Origin of the sequence: Cylindrospermum stagnale PCC 7417, from assembly GCF_000317535.1 — a bacterium.
GTDB classification, from domain to species: domain Bacteria; phylum Cyanobacteriota; class Cyanobacteriia; order Cyanobacteriales; family Nostocaceae; genus Cylindrospermum; species Cylindrospermum stagnale.
Genome location: NC_019757.1, coordinates 5,314,014 through 5,333,433 on the forward strand (window position 1 = coordinate 5,314,014; position 19,420 = coordinate 5,333,433).

The 19,420-nt window shown below is 40.9% G+C and carries 15 protein-coding genes; 13 read left to right on the forward strand and 2 right to left on the reverse strand.

The window, feature by feature from the left end; all coding sequences use genetic code 11:
• Window positions 1-369: 369 nt before the first annotated feature.
• Window positions 370-1,773, reverse strand: a complete 1,404-nt coding sequence (locus CYLST_RS22210) for a response regulator (RefSeq protein WP_015209982.1) — start codon at window positions 1,771-1,773, stop codon at window positions 370-372.
• Window positions 1,774-2,382: 609 nt separating this feature from the next.
• Between CYLST_RS22210 and CYLST_RS22220 the strand changes: the two genes are divergently transcribed.
• From CYLST_RS22220 to CYLST_RS22265, 10 genes are all read left to right on the forward strand, one after another.
• Window positions 2,383-3,057 carry a vWA domain-containing protein gene (locus tag CYLST_RS22220; protein WP_041233223.1) on the forward strand — a complete coding sequence of 225 codons (675 nt, stop codon included), beginning with the start codon at window positions 2,383-2,385 and terminating at the stop codon, window positions 3,055-3,057.
• Window positions 3,058-3,105: 48 nt separating this feature from the next.
• Complete coding sequence (locus tag CYLST_RS22225) at window positions 3,106-3,885, forward strand: PP2C family serine/threonine-protein phosphatase (protein ID WP_015209985.1); 780 nt, start codon at window positions 3,106-3,108, stop codon at window positions 3,883-3,885.
• A gap of 59 nt (window positions 3,886-3,944) precedes the next feature.
• Window positions 3,945-6,143 carry a tetratricopeptide repeat protein gene (locus CYLST_RS22230; protein ID WP_015209986.1) on the forward strand — a complete coding sequence of 733 codons (2,199 nt, stop codon included), beginning with the start codon at window positions 3,945-3,947 and terminating at the stop codon, window positions 6,141-6,143.
• 355 nt (window positions 6,144-6,498) lie between these two features.
• Complete coding sequence (rfbF, locus tag CYLST_RS22235; RefSeq protein ID WP_015209987.1) at window positions 6,499-7,272, forward strand: glucose-1-phosphate cytidylyltransferase; 774 nt, start codon at window positions 6,499-6,501, stop codon at window positions 7,270-7,272.
• 60 nt (window positions 7,273-7,332) lie between these two features.
• The gene (lhgO, locus tag CYLST_RS22240; protein WP_015209988.1) at window positions 7,333-8,547 is read left to right on the forward strand and encodes an L-2-hydroxyglutarate oxidase; all 1,215 of its coding nucleotides are present in this window, start codon (window positions 7,333-7,335) and stop codon (window positions 8,545-8,547) included.
• 192 nt (window positions 8,548-8,739) lie between these two features.
• Window positions 8,740-9,768 (forward strand): NAD-dependent epimerase/dehydratase family protein, encoded by a 1,029-nt coding sequence (locus CYLST_RS22245; RefSeq protein ID WP_015209989.1) that lies wholly within the window; start codon window positions 8,740-8,742, stop codon window positions 9,766-9,768.
• Window positions 9,769-10,237: 469 nt separating this feature from the next.
• Complete coding sequence (locus tag CYLST_RS22250) at window positions 10,238-11,242, forward strand: glycosyltransferase family 2 protein (protein ID WP_015209990.1); 1,005 nt, start codon at window positions 10,238-10,240, stop codon at window positions 11,240-11,242.
• Between the two features lie 54 nt (window positions 11,243-11,296).
• Window positions 11,297-12,139 (forward strand): phytanoyl-CoA dioxygenase family protein, encoded by an 843-nt coding sequence (locus CYLST_RS22255; protein ID WP_015209991.1) that lies wholly within the window; start codon window positions 11,297-11,299, stop codon window positions 12,137-12,139.
• Between the two features lie 37 nt (window positions 12,140-12,176).
• Window positions 12,177-12,722 (forward strand): dTDP-4-dehydrorhamnose 3,5-epimerase, encoded by a 546-nt coding sequence (gene rfbC, locus CYLST_RS22260; RefSeq protein ID WP_015209992.1) that lies wholly within the window; start codon window positions 12,177-12,179, stop codon window positions 12,720-12,722.
• A 2-nt stretch (window positions 12,723-12,724) separates the two neighbouring features.
• Complete coding sequence (locus CYLST_RS22265) at window positions 12,725-14,038, forward strand: NAD(P)H-dependent oxidoreductase (RefSeq protein ID WP_015209993.1); 1,314 nt, start codon at window positions 12,725-12,727, stop codon at window positions 14,036-14,038.
• Between the two features lie 3 nt (window positions 14,039-14,041).
• Here CYLST_RS22265 and CYLST_RS22270 read toward each other — a convergent pair whose 3' ends face one another.
• Window positions 14,042-14,239, reverse strand: a complete 198-nt coding sequence (locus tag CYLST_RS22270) for a hypothetical protein (RefSeq protein WP_015209994.1) — start codon at window positions 14,237-14,239, stop codon at window positions 14,042-14,044.
• A 263-nt stretch (window positions 14,240-14,502) separates the two neighbouring features.
• Here CYLST_RS22270 and CYLST_RS22275 point away from each other — a divergent pair, with 263 nt between their 5' ends.
• The 3 genes from CYLST_RS22275 to CYLST_RS22285 all read left to right on the forward strand — a co-directional run bounded on the left by CYLST_RS22275 (window position 14,503) and on the right by CYLST_RS22285 (window position 18,299).
• Complete coding sequence (locus CYLST_RS22275; RefSeq protein WP_015209996.1) at window positions 14,503-14,853, forward strand: Rossmann-fold NAD(P)-binding domain-containing protein; 351 nt, start codon at window positions 14,503-14,505, stop codon at window positions 14,851-14,853.
• Window positions 14,854-14,949: 96 nt separating this feature from the next.
• Window positions 14,950-16,065, forward strand: coding sequence for a glycosyltransferase (locus tag CYLST_RS22280; protein WP_015209997.1), 1,116 nt, complete (start codon window positions 14,950-14,952; stop codon window positions 16,063-16,065).
• A gap of 5 nt (window positions 16,066-16,070) precedes the next feature.
• Window positions 16,071-18,299 (forward strand): GumC family protein, encoded by a 2,229-nt coding sequence (locus tag CYLST_RS22285; protein WP_015209998.1) that lies wholly within the window; start codon window positions 16,071-16,073, stop codon window positions 18,297-18,299.
• Window positions 18,300-19,420 lie beyond the last annotated feature (1,121 nt).

The following is a 19,420-nucleotide window of genomic DNA, read 5'->3' on the forward strand; positions in this document are numbered from 1 at the left end:
AACGTTTCTGCTCGGTATCATATAAAATAAAATTACCTAAATATGTATCAAACAGTTCTTGACTATCAGAGATCACTTTCAATTTAGGTTGATCTGCTAAATTAATTTCAGTTAATACAGAGTAGGTTTTTTCAATTAATACCCTCAGAGAAACAGGATTATTTACTTTAACGTTTAGTTGACTTGACATTATTGCTACCTATTCTTTAAGAAATTTGATTTTAACTCCTTAGTTTCTCCTAAGTACGTAGCAAAATCTAATTTTTCAGTATCTCCCTGTTTCATCGCTTTGGGGTAAAATGACAAAATTGCGCCACAAAAAAGCAACGGTTTTACCCCCAGTTTGATGAAAGAGAGTTATTGAGCTAGTCAAGCCAAATGATTGAAAACCATTTTCAGTAATTCAGCGCGAGTAAAAGGTTTAGTTAGATAGCCAGATGCTCCGACCAATCTCGCTTTAACCTTGTCTATAATCCCCTTGTTGCCTGTAACAAAAATAATCGGCGTTGCTTTGAATATTGAATTATTGCGGATAATCCGACACAATTCATAACCGTCAATTCCTGCCATATTTAGATCCAGTAAAATTAAGTCTGGCTTGTGCCGAATAATTGACATAACAGCTTTTAGTGGCTCATTAATCGTAACTACAGAAAACTTTTCATCTTCTAATAAACGGCTAATTTCTTTGAGAATTGTCGGACTATCATCTACAGAAACGATTTTATAAGTCTTTTTGGCAGTTACCGTATCAGTAGTTACTTTTTGATCAGCAGTTTCTATGTTATCTGGTATTGTTAATTGTTGTATATTTTCTCTAAGCGGATAACAAATTTCTGGTAATTGCTGTTGAATAGCTACATTTTCTCCAGATATATCTGGGAGTTCTAAGACTGTATTGGTATTTGGTAATACTCCTATATCAACTGATTGCCTGTTCAAGAATTCTGTGATATGTTTAGGAGTATCTGAGAAGCTTTCAAATGTCTTAGGTAATTTATCAAAGGGAGGGTCTGGTTCATGCAATATAATCGACCCCTTGACGATATGAGGATATAAAGTTCGGGCCAGTTGCGCTTCATCTTGATTCATAATCACAGCCAAATGGCGTAGGCTAAAACCCTTCATCCAGTTGGTTAAGCTTTGCTGTAGTTGTGGTAAATTTTTGTGATGAAATTTGCTGGCAATCAACAGATACGGGCGCTGGTAAGGAGAAGAGATTTGAGGAGCAAAAGACTGCCAAATCTGTAATCGTTCTTGGCAGCGGGTCATAATTTTTTCTGCATCCAGTTTGCAAATTCTGGGCATTTTATCCGGTAGTTCTGTTAATTCATAAGTACCTTCTTTGATTAGCAGAAATGATTCAATAACTTCTTTGGCCAATTCTTGAATCAGCACTGCTGCTTGTGTAGAGTTCAGATATTTTTGAATAACAAGCCAGTAAATAGCTTGATACTCAGGAGGTTGGCTCCGAAAATTATTGTGATGTTCAATTAGCTGGGTTTGCCCTGCTGGTTCAAACATCAGACGTAATTGCACACGAATCTCACTAGTCAGTAGGGGGAGTTGCTGACTAAGACGACGGAAATGACGTTCTAGTCGGTCAAACGGTTCTACTGAATGGGTTGCATAGGTGATTTTCCCCTGTTCTATAAATATTAACCAGGAAACTGAGTGGCTCAATACTTGTAAACAAGTGCTGTCAGAAGAATTAATTAACTGTCTTAACAAACTCTGGGGAGATAGTTGAGTAAATGTGCCAGAATTAATCATATTTGGGAGTTTTCCGGGAATTCAAACCGAATCTATGTAAATCTAAAATAACGGCAGTGAGGTATTTTATTATTTTTAACATTTTTCCATGAACAAAGTATTCACTTAAAAATATGTATACATTACAAGCTATAACATAATCTACATAGCTGTTATGTTACATTGGGTTGAATACTCTAACCAAGCCGAGGATTTGACCGACTTATTTGATTTATAGTTTTGATACTTACACAGTATTTTTTTAGGCTGACGAGGTTAATTATGATTAATTAGTTTTCATATAAGAAGACAATTTTTCTACATGATATCTTTAAAAATTTATCCGAGCCAATGTATATATTTATTATATATCTGGGTTTGCTCAAAACAAATTTTGCTAGATCCACTACAACAGATAATGCTAACCCTTGATAAATTCCCTTTGACTCAACTATGTGGTGATGAAGATTTTCTTAAATATGTAAAGAAGTTGGGGAAAATCATTTGTTTAATAAAGATTAAACTGCCAACCACCAAAGACAAGAATTTTAATCTGGTCAACGTCGGAAACTATATACTTTAGAGAAAAAGGGAATTCAGGCTTTGGACTATAACATAACACAAAAAGTTATGCTTGATACATTAAAACTTGATGAAATCGTAGAGTTTGCTGAAAATCCGGAACCACGTTGTCCTTGCGTGCTATTATTAGATACATCTGGCTCAATGCAAGGAGATCGGATCGAGGCTTTAAATCAAGGCTTGCTGAGTTTGAAAGATGAATTAGTCAAAAACTCCTTGGCAGCCAGACGGGTAGAGGTAGCAATCATTACTTTTGACAGTAATGTCAACGTAGCGCAAGACTTTGTGACTGCCGATCAATTCAATCCGCCCATTCTAACAGCACAGGGACTGACGACAATGGGCGCGGGAATTCATAAAGCATTAGACATAATACAAGAGCGCAAATCTCAATATCGTGCCAATGGCGTTGCTTATTATCGCCCTTGGGTATTTATGATTACTGATGGCGAGCCGCAAGGTGAGCTAGATCATGTGGTGGAGCAAGCAGCAGAGCGTCTGCAAGGCGATGAAGCAAATAAGCGTGTTGCTTTTTTTACCGTTGGTGTAGAAAATGCAAATATGACCCGCTTAAATCAAATAACTGTACGTACTCCGCTCAAACTCAAAGGACTAAACTTCATCGAGATGTTTGTCTGGTTGTCAGCTAGTATGTCAGCTGTTTCCCATTCACAGGTAGACGAACAAGTTGCACTACCGCCGATTGGCTGGGGGTCTGTTTAATCAAAATTACAGCTTGATGTTCACCGCTCCCTAGCTGTTGCAAAAAATATGAACACATCAAAACAGATTCCTCAATGGCGGATAGTAGCCGCGTCTGTATGTGGCACCAGCCACGTAAGAAATAAGCAGCTGTGTCAGGATGCTCACCACTGGCAGATATTGCCGAATAATGTGTTGGTAGTGGCGGCAGCAGATGGTGCTGGTTCCGCAAGCCAGGGGAAAGTCGGAGCGATGGTTGCTGTGGAAACAGCAATTGAATACATCTCCATGCAAAAAGTCACCCAAGACATGCTGGCTGATGATGCTCTCCTCCGTGAACTTTTGACTGAGGCAATGCTAGCTGCCAGAAAAGCCGTAGAGGATGAGGCAGCTACTGGTAACAATCAGCCTCATGATTTGGCTACCACCTTAATTGTGATGGTTGCCACGCCGAATGTCGTGGCTGTAGCGCAGATAGGTGATGGTTTGGCTGTGGCGAAGGATAGCATTGGCGATCTATTCGCACTCACCATGCCTGACAACGGCGAATATATCAACGAAACCACTTTTTTGACTTCATCTGGTGCTGTAGATACAGCGCAGATGAAATTGTGGCGTGAAGACATTGTCAATGTTGCTGTCCTGACGGATGGACTACAAATGCTGGCTTTGAATATGGTTGTTGGCGAACCTCACAAACCATTCTTTTTTCCTCTGTTCGAGTTTGTAGCAAATGCTGAGGATAAGACAGCGGCAAAAGAGCAATTGGTGAAGTTTTTAAACTCTGAGCGGATTACACAACGCACTGATGATGATTTGACGCTTGTCATAGCTGCATTTAGCAACTAATGAGCAATATCTGTGCTGTCTTTGGATTTTAAATAACCTCCACTAACCGTAATTCTCCCATGCAGGTACTACGTTGTCTCCCCCAGCAAGAAATTCTCAACCTCACTGTCAGTTTGGGGCGTGGCGGTGAAGCTTGTGTTTATGAAGTGCCATCAAATGACAATTTGGTGGCGAAGATTTATCACAAGCCTACCATCACCCACGCCAACAAACTCCAGGCGATGCTTGCCAACCCACCGGAAAACCCTACGGCTAGTTTGGGGCATATCTCCATCGCTTGGCCACAGGAACTGTTGCAAGGGTTGGATGGCAGCGGCAGTATCATCGGCTTTTTAATGCCGCGCATTCAGGGGATGCGGCCGATTATCGACTTTTACAACCCCAGAACTCGCCGCCAACACTGCCCTTTATTCAATTATCAATATCTGCTGCGTACTGCCCGCAATTTGGCGGCGGCTTTTGCTGCTTTGCACGCTAGCCATTACTATATTGGCGATGTGAATGAGTCGAATATCCTGATCAGTGACACAGCACTGGTGACTTTGGTAGATACGGACTCGTTCCAAGTGCGTGACCCAGATAAGAATATAGTTTACCGCTGCTCTGTGGGGAAGCCTGAGTTTACTCCTCCAGAGTTACAGAATAAAATTTTTGCCCAGTACGATCGCGAAAATTCCCATGATTTATTTGGGTTGGCAGTGCTGATCTTTCAATTATTGATGGAAGGCACACACCCATTTTCTGGCATTTTCCAAGGTGTTCTCGAACCACCCCCCTACGAAGCCCGGATTGTTGCTGGTCATTTCACTTACTCTCACAAGCGGCAAGTACCTTACCTGCCTACCCCCATTGCCCCCCCCTGGGAAATTCTCCATCCCAGGCTACAGGCTTTGTTTGTCCGTTGTTTTGAAGATGGTCACAACAACCCACAGATGCGCCCTAGTGCTCAAACTTGGCTGTCAGCATTAGCTGAAGCTGAGGATGGTCTAGTTACCTGTAGTGTCAATCCCCAGCATCAGTATAATAATCATTTGCAAAAATGCCCGTGGTGTGAACGTGCCTTGCAATTAGGCGGACGTGATCCTTTTCCATCACTTCAGGCGATCGCATCTAGAGAACATCTCCAACCACGTTCGCGTAGCATCTCCCAGAAAAAACCACTGCGCGAGCGCTATCCCCAGATTCCCGGTCTCACACGCCCAATTATGCCAGCCTCCCCAGTACATAATTGGCAACCGGCATTCGTCCAAAGTTTGTCTACACATAAACAAATCAAATCGCCAAATTTTTACCCGATGATTTTTGGTGTCCTGGGTTTTGGTTTATTGGGTTATTTAGACTTAATGATTCAATTTACTCGTCCGTTTGTTTCCCAAAATCCTTACACTCAACAAACCTTGATGTCTCGTCAGGAAAATAGTGATCATCAGAACCTTAGTTTCGCTGATTACTATCAGCAGGGTGATGCTGCTTACAAAGTACGAGACTATGGGCGAGCAATTAAAGATTTTAGCCAAGCGATCGCCCTTGACTCCACACAAACCAAAGCGATCGTCAATCGGGGCAATGCTCGCTATAACCTCAAAGACTATGAAGGAGCATTGATCGACTATAACCAAGCGCTGCAAATCAATCCTCACGAAGTCAAAGCTTTTGTCAACCGGGGTAATGCCTACTATATGCTTGCTGACTACAGTAGCGACCCTGACAAAGAGTACAAAAGAGCGATCGCCGATTTTAATCACGCCCTGCGTCTTGACGATAAAGAAGCTGAAGCTTACATCCGACGGGGTATTGTCCGCTCCCAAATTGCCAAATATCGCAATGACTCTCAACAAGAATACAAAAAAGCGATCGCCGATTTTACCTCCGCAATCAAACTGAATTCATCAAAAGCCGAAGCTTACTTCCAGCGGGGGATGATTCGTTATCAAATTGCCCAACATAGCAGCAACTATGCTCAAGAATACAAACAAGCAATCGCTGACTTTAACGCAGCATTAAGTATCAATCCACAACTGGCGAAAGTTTATCTCAAACGAGGCATGGTACATTATGAACTTGCCCAATACGGGGAAAGTGGTTCCAAACAAAGCCAGACCCAAGCAATTGAAGATTTACAGACAGCGGCCAGAATTTCTCTTGAACAAGAGGATATGGATAATTACCAACAAGCTCTCAGCAATATCTGCGTCGTGGTAGAAAATAAATGTGACGCTTTATTCCAAAGTTCAAGAATGTTGGAACAAAGTAACTAAAAACAAGTAAATAACTAAATATTATAACTAGCGTTTTTTTGCCTTTGATTAAGGTAAAATCAGCCCTTTGGGGGTAGCAAAATCTGACGCTAGTTATTTTATGCTGTTTAATTTTTATGAACTTTAATGCTACATTTATAGGTTTATAGATATTCATAAATATTTCACACATAAAGTATTTTAATTTACCTTTCCTTTATAATTTAAGACATATTTACAGTTAAATTGTCTTTAGGTTGTTTGTAGAGAAAAAAAGTAAAAGTTCAATTTTTCTCGTCGATTCCATGTGCATCCTCTTCATCTCGATCAAGTGAAATAATCAATCATATTTGAAGCAAGTCTCCGAGGTAAATGCATGAAAGCGGTGATTTTGGCTGGAGGGCTTGGTACACGCCTCAGTGAAGAAACTAGTATCAGACCGAAGCCGATGGTTGAGATTGGTGGTAAGCCGATTCTCTGGCACATAATGAAGATTTACTCTGCCCACGGTATTAATGACTTCATCATCTGTTGCGGTTACAAAGGGTACATCATTAAGGAGTATTTTGCCAACTACTTCTTACACATGTCAGATGTGACTTTTGATATGCGCTTTAACCAAATGAATATACATTCTGGTTATGCTGAACCCTGGCGAGTCACCTTAGTAAATACAGGTGATAGCACAATGACAGGCGGACGCTTAAAGCAAATTAGTGAGCATATTGGTAATGAAACTTTTTGCTTCACTTATGGTGATGGTGTTACCGATATAAATATTACGCAACTCATTAATTTTCATCAACAACAAAAGACATTAGCAACACTCAGCGCCGTTCAACCAGCAGGACGCTTTGGTGCAATTTCTCTAGGACAGGAACAAACTAAAATCACTAATTTTCGGGAAAAGCCCGAAGGTGATGGTGCTTGGATTAATGGCGGTTATTTTGTTCTCGAACCTGAAGTAATTAACTTCATTGCTGATGAATCCACCGTGTGGGAAAAAGAACCATTAGAAAAGTTAGCTGACATGGAACAGCTATCTGCTTACAAACATCAGGGTTTTTGGCAACCGATGGATACTTTACGAGATAAAAACTATTTAGAGGATCTTTGGCAAACTGGCAAAGCTCCTTGGAAGACATGGTAGGCTACAGATGTTATCTTCAAAATCCGTTCATTTACTGTATTTTCTGGTGCAATAGTTCCAATGTATGATTTTGCGATTATTGGTGGGGGAATAGTTGGACTGTCTACAGGGATGGCTTTAGGAAAAAACTATCCTCATGCCCGAATCTTAGTACTAGAAAAAGAAAGTCAATGGGCATTTCATCAAACTGGCAATAATAGCGGCGTAATTCATTCAGGAATTTACTACAAACCAGGAAGCTTTAAAGCTAAATTTTGCCGTGATGGCAGTCGCTCAATGGTAGAATTTTGCCAAGAGCATGAAATTGAACACGAAGTTTGCGGTAAAGTAATTGTTGCCACTGAAGAAAGTGAGCTACCACGCTTAGAAAGTCTCTACAAACGAGGCTTAGACAATGGCATAGAAGTCCAGAGAATTAGCCCAGAAGCAGTCAAAGAAATTGAACCCCATGTTAGATGTGTCGGGGGAATTCGGGTATTTTCCACAGGCATCGTCAATTACAAGCAAGTTTGTCAGAAATACGCCGAGTTAATTCAGCAGCAGGGGGGAGAACTGCGTCTGAATACAAAAGTATCCAAAATCTCTGCAAGTGGTGAAAATCAGGTACTGGAAACCAGCAACGGCAGTTTTGAAACCCGTTTTGTGATCAATTGTGCCGGATTGCATAGCGATCGCATCGCTAAACTAGCACAACTGACACCCCTTGCCAAAATCATTCCCTTCCGGGGTGAATACTACGAACTGATTCCCGAAAAACGCCATCTAGTCAAAACCCTCATTTACCCAGTTCCCAACCCAGACTTTCCCTTCCTGGGTGTCCACTTTACCCGGATGATCGATTCCAGCGTCCATGCAGGGCCAAACGCAGTTCTCAGCCTCAAACGAGAAGGTTATAAGAAAACCGACTTTGACTTGCGGGACTTTGCTGAAGTCATCACCTATCCTGGTTTTTGGAAGCTAGCAGCAAAACACGCCGATGAAGGCATTCAGGAAATCATTCGTTCCTTCAGTAAAGCAGCCTTCGTCAGAAGTTTGCAAAAACTCATTCCCGAAGTTCAAGCAGCAGATTTAATTCCCACCCATGCAGGCGTCCGCGCACAAGCATTGATGAATAACGGCTCCCTTGTAGACGACTTTTTAATCGTTCAAGGACAAAACTCCATCCATGTTTGCAATGCTCCCTCCCCTGCTGCCACTTCCTCAGTAGAAATAGGCAAAGCCATCGTGGCGCAAATTCCCCAACAGGCACAGTTGTTAACAGCAATTAACGCCTAATCTTTCGCCGCACAGCTATCTTGATAAATTCTTGTCTCCCATTACTAACTGAGACTTGTTTTTCTAGAACGCAGGATAGCCACACCACAATCAGAGTTGAGTATTCTTTACTTTTCTCAGCCATTCTTGGTTATTCATCAGCAATAGCCATGTTTGTCATGCACCTGCAAAAAAGCATAAAGTTAAAAATTCATGAAAATTCTTGTCACCGGTACAGAAGGCTATCTTGGTTCCTTATTACCACCCCTGTTAATCGAACGGGGTCATGAAGTTATCGGACTAGATACCGGATTCTATAAAGTTGGTTGGCTGTACAACGGTACTGAGGTGACACCTAAAACCCTCAACAAAGATATCCGAAATATTGCTCCTGAAGATTTGCAAGGTGTAGAAGCAATAGTCCACATGGCGGAACTCTCCAACGACCCCACAGGACACTTAGCACCCCACATCACCTACGAAATTAATCATCAAGGTTCAGTTCGCTTGGCTAACCTAGCTAAAGCAATGGGTGTGCGTCGCTTCGTATATATGTCTTCGTGCAGTGTCTACGGCGTTGCAAGTGAAGGTGACGTAACAGAAGAATCGCCGATAAATCCCCAAACAGCCTACGCAGAATGTAAAACCCTAGTAGAACGAGATGTCAGACCACTAGCTGATGATGACTTCTCACCTACTTTTATGCGGAATGCTACCGCCTTTGGTGCTTCCCCCAGAATGCGGTTTGATATCGTTTTAAATAACTTGGCTGGGTTGGCTTGGACTACCAAAGAAATTAAAATGACCAGTGATGGTACACCTTGGCGTCCATTAGTCCATGCATTGGATATTTGCAAAGCAATTGTCTGTGCCTTAGAAGCACCACGGGACATTGTACATAACCAAATCTTCAACGTCGGAGATACAGCGAACAACTATCGAGTTAAAGACATCGCCCAAATTATTGCTGATGCTTTCCCAGGTTGTCAATTATCCTTTGGTGATAACGGTGCAGACAACCGCAGCTATCGGGTATCATTTGAGAAAATTAACACAATCCTACCCGGGTTTAAGTGTGATTGGAATGCTCAAAATGGTGCCGAGCAACTATTTAATTTGTTCAGTCAAATTGACATGACAGAAGATACTTTCTTGTTTAGAGGCTTTACGCGCTTAAAGCAGCTAGAATATCTGATTCGTACCGAGCAAATTGACAAGAATTTCTTTTGGAATAAAAAGTAATCGACTCCTAGAGTAGCAGCAAATTAAGACTTAAGACAATCTTCCGAATGAAATATATTTCATTCGGAAGCCTCATCCCAATCTATTTTTATTGTCTGATCTTTTCGGTAAAAATTGTTGCTTTCTGATACCTAAATAACTACAGATATTAGCATTTTAGTATTTAATTGATAATTGCTTTAATGCTTTATCTGAATCTAATAAAGGGGGACAGTCAAAAATTTTACTGCAAATCATCAAGCATTATGCACAAAACAGTTGAAAGGTTATTTTAGGTGCTTTCAGACGATAGCCGTTGATGACAATAAATATAATCATCATCCGGTACTTGAGTTTAGTGGGAAGATCTACTTGTAAACAGCGGACATCCTTAGTCAATTAAGTAGTGAATAAATAGGATGTAGGCAAAGCTATTAACTCCCAGTAATTAACAATTTATATACCACACTCCGGATTTTTCTTGTTTACCATGCATAAATTACTCACCATTGCCATTCCTACTTATAATCGTGCCGAGTTACTTGATAAACAGTTAGCATGGCTAGCTCAGGCTATCAAAGGCTTTGAATCTGACTGTGAAATTTTGGTTTCTGATAATTGTTCAACCGACAATACTCAGAACATTATCAAAAAGTGGCAAAAAAATCTCAGTAATATCACATTTAAATCAAATAAACATTCTGAAAACTTAGGCGTAATGAAAAACATTATTTATTGCCTAAGTTCGGCTACAACAAAATACGTTTGGACAATTGGTGATGATGATCCAATTCAGGAAAGAGCCGTTGCTTATGTCATTAGCAAACTCAATAAAAATGAGAATTTATCATTATTGTTCTTAAATTTTTCCGGGAGAAATAAAGTCACTGGGGAAGCAGTTCATCCACCCACTATCGTTGGCAATCGCTGGTTTGATGCTGATAGTGAAGATGGTGATGGTGATGGCAAAGCACTATTTGAACATTGTTTTTCCAAAAGTGTTGGTGCAGTTATCTTTCTGACCGCAACTGTGTACCGAACTGACCTAGTTAAACGTGCTTTGCAAATTTGGCAAGATGCTACGAATAATTGGATATCCTTAGCATATTTAGCTGGGTATTGTGCCGCTAATGGCAGTGTAATTGTCACTAAAGATACTTTTTTAGAATGTATCGTTGGTGTGAGTTATTGGCAGAAAGAACCACAGTCTGCACTGTTAATGCAATACAAACACATACCTGAAGTAATTTTGAAACTGGAAGAAAATGGATATTCTAAGCAATTTTGCCGAAGGATGCTTTTGCAGAACTTCCGAGAAGTTAACTTAAAAGTATTTTTAGGTGCTTTGAGAAGATGGCCTGTGTCTGCCATGAAAATAGTAATTCCCTTTTTGGCTTTAGTAAGCATATCTGTTTTTGAAGTGCTCCCTCTAAAAGAATTTAAACTTGCAGAACTGGGTGAAGTATCTCCTCAAGAAATCCGTAATTATGAGTAATAAACGGCTAAACTTATGACGAAATCAACATCCAATTAACGAGGTATTTATGCCATGCTTGAGACTATTCAAAGCAAAATATCTGGACTAAAGTCTGAGTTAAATTATAGACTAGCATTAGTGAAGCACGCGAGAAATTTACCTGCATTACTAGGACGCGAGCGCTTGATTGTTGATGCTCTAAAACGAGATGGTGCTTACATCACTTCTTTAGCAGAGTTGGAATTACCATCAACCACACAACTTTTGTATGCTGCTAATAGTCATTTATCAAGCATTGTATCCCCCCGTGATAGCCATGCAGATTACAAGCTGCCGCAAATTTATACAGTTACAGATTTACCAGAATTCTTTGCCTGGGGAATTGAAAAAAAACTGCAAAATATCATTGAAAACTACATAGGACTACCTATTGCTTTTCATGGTGTACATTTGCGGAAAGACTTCCCGAATGAGCAGCAACTGCAAACACTGCTATGGCATAAAGATGCTGAAGACCGTCGGATGATTAAAGTCATTATCTACTTGAATGATGTGACAGACAAACACGGACCTTTTGAGTATGTGCCAAAGCGTTACAGTTTGTTAGAAAGATTGACTGATTATCGGGTTGACTATGAGCTTTTACAGACAAATTATTTAGGTATCAATGATGAAAAACTAAGCAAAATTATCCCCAAATCAGCTTGGAAATCCTGTCCAGGAAAAGCTGGAACCGTGATTTTTGTAGATCCGAGAAATATTTTACATCACGGTACTGTGAGGACACAAGAGCGGTCAACGCTATTTTTCACATATACAGCCAACCCACCAAAAAGACCAGAACTTTGCAGGCAATACAAGGATGATACTTTTACCAAACCAAGTAAAAAGTTAATAGTTGAAGGCAGAGTTTAGTCGTTCTGAGTAAAAACCCAAACATACTATTTCATTTATGATATTTACAAAAACCAATCTCTCAGGCGCTTTTATTATTGACTTAGAAGAAAAACCGGACTCTCGCGGTTTTTTTGCCCGTACTTTCTGCGCCAAAGAATTTGAGGAGCATGGGTTAAAGTCAACTGTTGCCCAATGCAACCTTTCTTTTAATCATCAAAAAGGTACTTTGCGGGGAATGCACTATCAAATTCTCCCAGCAGGAGAAACGAAATTAATCCGCTGTACTCAAGGCGCTATTTATGACGTAATTATCGATATGCGTCCTGAATCCCCAACTTACCTGTCACATATTAGTGTGGAATTGACTGCGGAAAACCACCGCGCTTTATATGTACCAGAAATGTTTGCTCACGGTTATCAAGCACTGACAGATGGTGCAGAAGTTATGTATCAAGTTGGTGAATTTTACACCCCAGGATATGAGCGTGGTTTGCGTTATGATGATCCACTTTTAGAAATTTCTTGGCCTTTGAGTGTCAGTGAAATATCTGAGAAAGATCGGAATTGGCCTTTATTAGAATCTATCTTGATAGGAGTTTAATGATGATTATTTTAGATCAAGCTCTCAAAGCTAGAGCCGCAGCTGGTAACCCGATAAAAGTGGCGATGATTGGTGCTGGTTTTATGGGTCGAGGAATTGCCAATCAAATTATCAATTCCGTTCCGGGCATGAAGATAGTTGCTATTTCCAATCGGACTATAGACAATGCCAAACGAGCTTATTTAGAAGCGGGAATTGAGGATTTAAAAATTGTGGCGACTGTCGCCGACTTGGAAGATGCGATCGCGCTTGGGCAATATGCAGTCACCGAAGATGCCATGTTACTGTGCCAAGCAGATGGTATAGATGCAATCATTGAAGTCACAGGGACAATCGAGTTTGCGGCACATCTGGTCATGAGTGCGATCGCACATCACAAGCACATCATCTTAATGAATGCCGAACTCGACGGCACTATTGGCCCCATCCTCAAAGTCTATGCAGACCGGGCTGGCGTCATTCTCAGCGCTTGCGACGGTGACCAACCAGGGGTAGAAATGAACCTTTACCGCTTTGTCAAAAGCATTGGTTTAACCCCCCTATTGTGCGGCAATATTAAAGGACTACAAGACCCCTACCGCAATCCCACCACCCAAGAAGGTTTTGCCAAACGCTGGGGACAAAATCCCACAATGGTTACCAGCTTTGCCGATGGCAGCAAAATTTCTTTTGAACAAGCGATCGTCGCTAATGGCACAGGCATGAAGGTAGCCAAGCGCGGGATGTTGGGATACGAATACACAGGTCATATCGATGAAATGACCAAAATGTATGATGTTGAACAACTCCAGCAACTAGGTGGTATTGTCGATTACGTCGTTGGCACCAAACCAGGCCCAGGAGTATTTGTCTTTGCCACCCATGAAGACCCTAAACAACGCCATTATCTCAACCTTTATAAACTAGGTGAAGGTCCCCTTTATAGCTTCTACACCCCTTATCACCTTTGTCACTTTGAAGTTCCCCTATCAGTAGCGCGTGCCGTCCTCTTTCAGGATGCTGTTCTGTCTCCTCTAGGTGGCCCCGTTGTCGATGTCGTCACCACTGCCAAAATCAACTTGAAAGCTGGTGAAACCCTTGATGGCATTGGTCGTTACATGACCTATGGAGAATGTGAAAACTCAGAAATTGTCCACCAAGAAAACTTACTCCCAATGGGTATAGCTGAAGGATGCCGCTTGAAGCGAGATATTCCCCAGGATCAAGTCCTCACCTACGATGACGTAGAATTACCTGAAGGCAGACTCAGCGACAAACTCCGAGCTGAACAAACAGCTTATTTTGCTCCGTCAAAAACTTTAGCACTGGTCAAGTAAATTTTAGTTTTCTGGGCGCTTGAGAATGTTAACCAAACTCTCAAGCGCCCAGAAAGCTAATTTATCTTTTTGTTCAAAATGAGCTAATCTCTCTGAGTTAGCCTGATATTCTATCTTCACCTCTGATTTATCCGGTTTCATCTGATAGTTTCTAACTGAATTTTGCCAATCTAAATGACTTAGTCTCAGAGGTGCATTCATCTACTACCCCCTAATCTAGAAAAGATAATTTTTCCAGATTTTTGTGAAGGTAAGTTATGGTTCAAAATTCAAATAAACAACATAAATTAGTTGAAGCGAAGCAATTTCTTCAGATCTTTGAGCAGAGATTGCTATATATTGCCGATAAATCAGTCGGGAAATTTGAAGTCAGAAAAAATCAGCCGATGTCCTGTTAAAACATGGGTTGTTGCTAGGAAAGCTAGGGAGAGCATTTCTGCATAAAAGGTGTCAGAGGAGCGGAAATGAACAACTTGATTGAGAGATTATATAGTAAAACAATACTGATTACAGGTGCTAGCAGATTCCTGAGTTTCCATTTAGGCGATCGCGATCGCCTAAATGGCGCCCAAGTGGACACCATATTTCGCCAACTACACACATCAAATACGCACAATCTGCATTGGTGGCAGAGCAAGCTGGAAAATTTAGAAACAGTAAAAAAACTGTTGCTGACAATTAAGCCGAATGAAATGTTTCATTTGTTCGGTAACGTCACTGGCGCTGCTGGCTGGAATATGAACCAGGGCAACCCATACATAAAATTATTCCCTCTGTTATCCTCTCCTTATGACAAGATCAGCTTCCCAATCTAGCCAGCGGCAAGCAGGAATTTGAGCAGATTTAAGTCGATTTTACAGGCTAATCAGCTAAAAACTTCATTAAAAAAAGCAAAGTATAGGGGATCATCCATGAAAATTGCTCTCGTCCATGATTACTTAACCCAGCGCGGTGGCGCAGAGCGCGTGTTTGAATTGCTTTGTAAACGCTACCCCGAAGCTGATATTTTTACCTCATTATACGATCCGCAAAAAACTATTGACCTAGGTGAGCGGATGATTAACACAACATTCTTGCAAAAGATTCCGGGAGCAGCAAAGCATTTTAGGTTGATAGCTCCCTTATATTTTCCTGCCTTTCGCTCCTTAGATTTGCAAGACTATGATCTGATCATCAGCAGTAGCACTAGCTTCGCCAAAGCAGTACGAAAACGTCCAGATGCACGCCACATTTGTTTTTGTCATAATGTTACCCGTTTCTTGTGGGACACAGAAACATATTTACGAGAGTATGGAGACTATCGATATTTTGCTCCTTTAATCGAGCAAGTTTTTCAGCTAATGAGAAATGTAGACCTGAAATATGCTCAAGAACCGGATTTTTATATAGCTAATTCGAGTATTGTTGCCAGGCGAATTCAAAATATTTATGGCAAACAAGCTATTGTGATTAACTATCCAATTGATACCAGCAACTTCGTCTTTTCTGATACAAAAGACGAATACTACCTCGCCTCAGCCCGGATGATCAGCTATAAGCGTCTTGATATAATAGTCGAAGCTTTTAATTGGCTAGGATGCCGATTATTAATATCAGGTGACGGACCAGAAAAAGAAAGGTTAAAATCCAAGGCATTACCCAATATTGAGTTTTTGGGACATGTCAGTGATGGCACACGTAAAGACTTATTTTCTAAAGCAAAGTCTATTATCGTTGCCGCCTTAGAAGACTATGGATTAGTTCCAGTAGAGGCAAACGCTAGCGGAACACCAGTCATTGCCTATGGAGCAGGTGGGGTATTAGATACTCAGATACCTGGTAAAACGGGGGTCTTTTTTAAAAGACAAACCCCCGAATCTTTACAAGCTGCATTACTAGAGTCCAGGGGAATTGCTTGGAATTACGAAAATATCCGTAATCATGCTGTAACGAATTTTTCTGAACATGCATTCTTTGGTAAGGTCGAGCAAATTATCTATCAAGTGTGTGGTGTACATCAATCATTTGATTTCTTAGTTGAAGGATAATAAACGTGATTCAAAATAGTCTAAATCCACACATAACTCCAGTTCCAGAAACAGAACCAGGTTATGGACAAATGTTCGCAGTACTTGTCCGCAGATTTCCTTGGTTTTTACTAGTATTTATGAGTTCTACTGCTATCGCAGGTATAGTAACTTTTAAAACTCATCCTACTTATAAAAGCTCCATGCAGCTGCTAGTAGAGCCTAACTATCAAGGTAAGAAAGCAGGATCGGGAGTAGAAAGTCAGTTTACCGACTCTAATGTTGAAATAGACACTGCAACCCAGCAGAACTTGATGCAGAGTTCTGGACTGATCCAAAAAGCAGTTGATAAACTTCAGCCTGAATATCCAGACATCACCACAAGTGATGTTAAAAGTGCTTTAGTCTTAAGTCAATTAAGAACTAAAGAAGATAACGTCGCCACAAAAATATTCCAAGTTCAGTATACCGATATAGATCCAGAGAAGACAAAAAAAGTTCTGGCTGCTATCCGCCAAGTTTATGTGGAATATAACAAACAACAGCAGGATTCGCGGTTACAGAAAGGTCTGCAAATTATCAGGGAACAGTTAAGAAAGGCCAGTGACGAAGTAAATGCATCTGAAGCAAACCTCCAACGGTTTCGCAAAAACCAGAATTTAATCGATCCTGAGTCACAGGCTAGAGCCATCGAGGCAACTTTAAACACTATTGAGCAGGAGCGACAGACAACTCGTTCTCAATATGAAGAGGCTTTAGCACGTCAAAAATCATTGGAAGAACAGCTGAACCGATCGCCACAGAATGCCCTAGTTTCTTCTCGTCTCAGTCAGTCTAGCCGCTACCAAGGCTTACTCAACGAAATTCAGAAAACAGAACTGTCTCTAGCACAGGAACGCTTGCGTTTCACGGATGACACTCCAAGTGTGCAAAAGCTGAAAGAACAACTTCAGAGCCAAAAAGTACTGTTGCAAAAAGAAGTAGGAAGAACTTTAGGCGGACAGTCTGCTGGCGCATTCACTTTTGGAGAAACTCTTCTCGAACAAGGACAACTCGGTCAAATTGACCTCAACCTCGCAGGTCAGCTAGTAGAGACCCAGACCAATATAGTTGCTTTAAGCGCTCGCGATCAAACTTTGGCGCAGAAAGAGAACAACCTCCGTTTGGAACTCAAACGCTTTCCCTCTCTGTTGGCTTATTACAATCGCATATTACCGCAGTTACAATTTAGCCGTGAAAGATTGGAGCAATTGTTAAGGGCGGAGCAGCAATTGCGGCAGGAACTTTCTAAGGGTGGGTTTAATTGGGAAGTGGTGGAAGAACCCCAAAAAGGTGAGCAGTTGGGGCCAAACCTCCAGCAGAATCTCTTGTTGGGTGCAGTGGTGGGCTTAATGTTAGGAGGTATTGCGGCGTTTATTCGGGAAGCAGCTGATGATTCCGTTCATACCACTGCTGAGTTAGAGAAGCAAGTGGCTCTGCCGTTGTTGGGAACAACTCCGAAATTGCCTCCTGCCAAGCCCAGAGAATCAGTGATCAAATTGCCTTTCGGTAAGCCAGAAGTGCTTTCCCCCTGGACAATTCAGGTTCTACAATCCCCACCACGTTGGGAATCGCTGGATCTGATTTATAAAAATATTGAACTTTTAAATACCGTATCTGACCTAAAGTCCTTAATGGTCACCTCGGCTTTGCCGGATGATGGTAAGTCAGCTTTGGCATTGGGTCTGGCAATGAGTGCTGCCCGGTTACACAAAAGGGTACTGCTGATTGATGCCAACTTACGCGTTCCTAGCCTACATACACAACTCAATCTTCCTAATGAACAGGGGCTGTCAACACTACTAGCAAGTGATGTCACCCTACCCCATCAGATTGGTGTTCCATATTCAGGCTCATCCTACATCGATATTTTGACCGCTGGGCCAACACCTACTGACCCAGCTAATCTCTTGAGTTCCCCTCGGATGATGCAATTGATGGCAGCATTTGAAGATAACTATGATTTGGTACTCATAGATGCTCCGCCAGTTCTCGGCTTGGTGGATGCCATGCTCACAGCATCATCTTGTCGGAGTGTAGTCATGGTAGCCAGCATTGGCAGAGTCACACGAACCCAGATTACCCAAGCTACAGCTATGTTGAGTAAGTTAAACCTCATTGGGGTTGTGGCAAATGGAGTATCAAACTCTAACAGTGCTTACGTACCTTATCCCAAGCAACAACAATTGGCGCTGCACCAAGCTGTGGAAAAATAGCTAAATTATGCTTAGGCATTTGCCCTGAAATAAAATCCCAGCCCTCAAACCTAGATCTCTCGTCACCAAATAATCACTTACAAACACGGCTGGGATTTTATTTTTGCGGTCTCCCCTTATTTCAACGTTCTGGGCTTTAGTGAGATTTTGCGTCGGTGGTCAGTTTCTTAAACTACGCACTACTGGCTACTAATAAGTAACGGTGGAGCGGCTTTCATCTCATTGCTTCTAGAGCTAAGATGAAAGCCGCCCTTTTGATTGAAAAGTATAGTTTTATACTAAATATATTTATTCACTTATCTTCCTGATCATTTTTCCAGCATTCTTGTAGAAAGTCTACACTCGTCAGCCTCCTTGTCCCAGAGAAGTCTCAGCGGCTTCCGCCAAGGCTGATAACTTCAGCGGAGGGTTAGGGTGGGGTATTAGATATTCATCCAAGAGTTTTATTAAGTAATTTTGGAGCAAGAATGGATTAATAAAATATCAATTGTGGGGTTGCGGCGAGTTAAACATTTATTGTTAATTGTCAACTATCAATAGTTACTATTTCTCAGGCATATTTTTTATTCAAGTAATATCTATTACCTACAACTCATTCAAAAAGCATAAAAAACTGATTAACTAGGTCAATCTCAAAAAACATAAAATAGTTCTAATACCCCAGTGCTCCTAGAGATTATTTAAGGAGTATCAAAGTCTGTTTCCTTTTTGTAGAGCGACTCAAAGAGAGGTGCTATGTTTAATTTTGTTGAGTTGATTACAATATTTAGAAAATTTACTTAATATGATTAATGTAATATTTAAGCTTTTTTATTGCCAACATATAATTTTATTTATATCAGTTAAAATTAGCCAAATTTATCATAGCTTAATAAATTTTTGAGAAAAGCAATGTCTATTTAAAGAGTGAATAAAGAATTTGTCCGAACAATAAATATTTCTACAGAATCTTATATTCTAGAGATTGAGAAGCCCATCCCAAAAAGCTATAAGGTAAGAGTGGACTGGTTTTGTTAGAGTTGTCTAAAAATTAAGTAGGTGGAAGTAAATGTAGTGATGGGGAGATAGGGAGATGGGATAAATTCCCTGTACACCTCCCTACCAAGCATAATTTTTAGGGA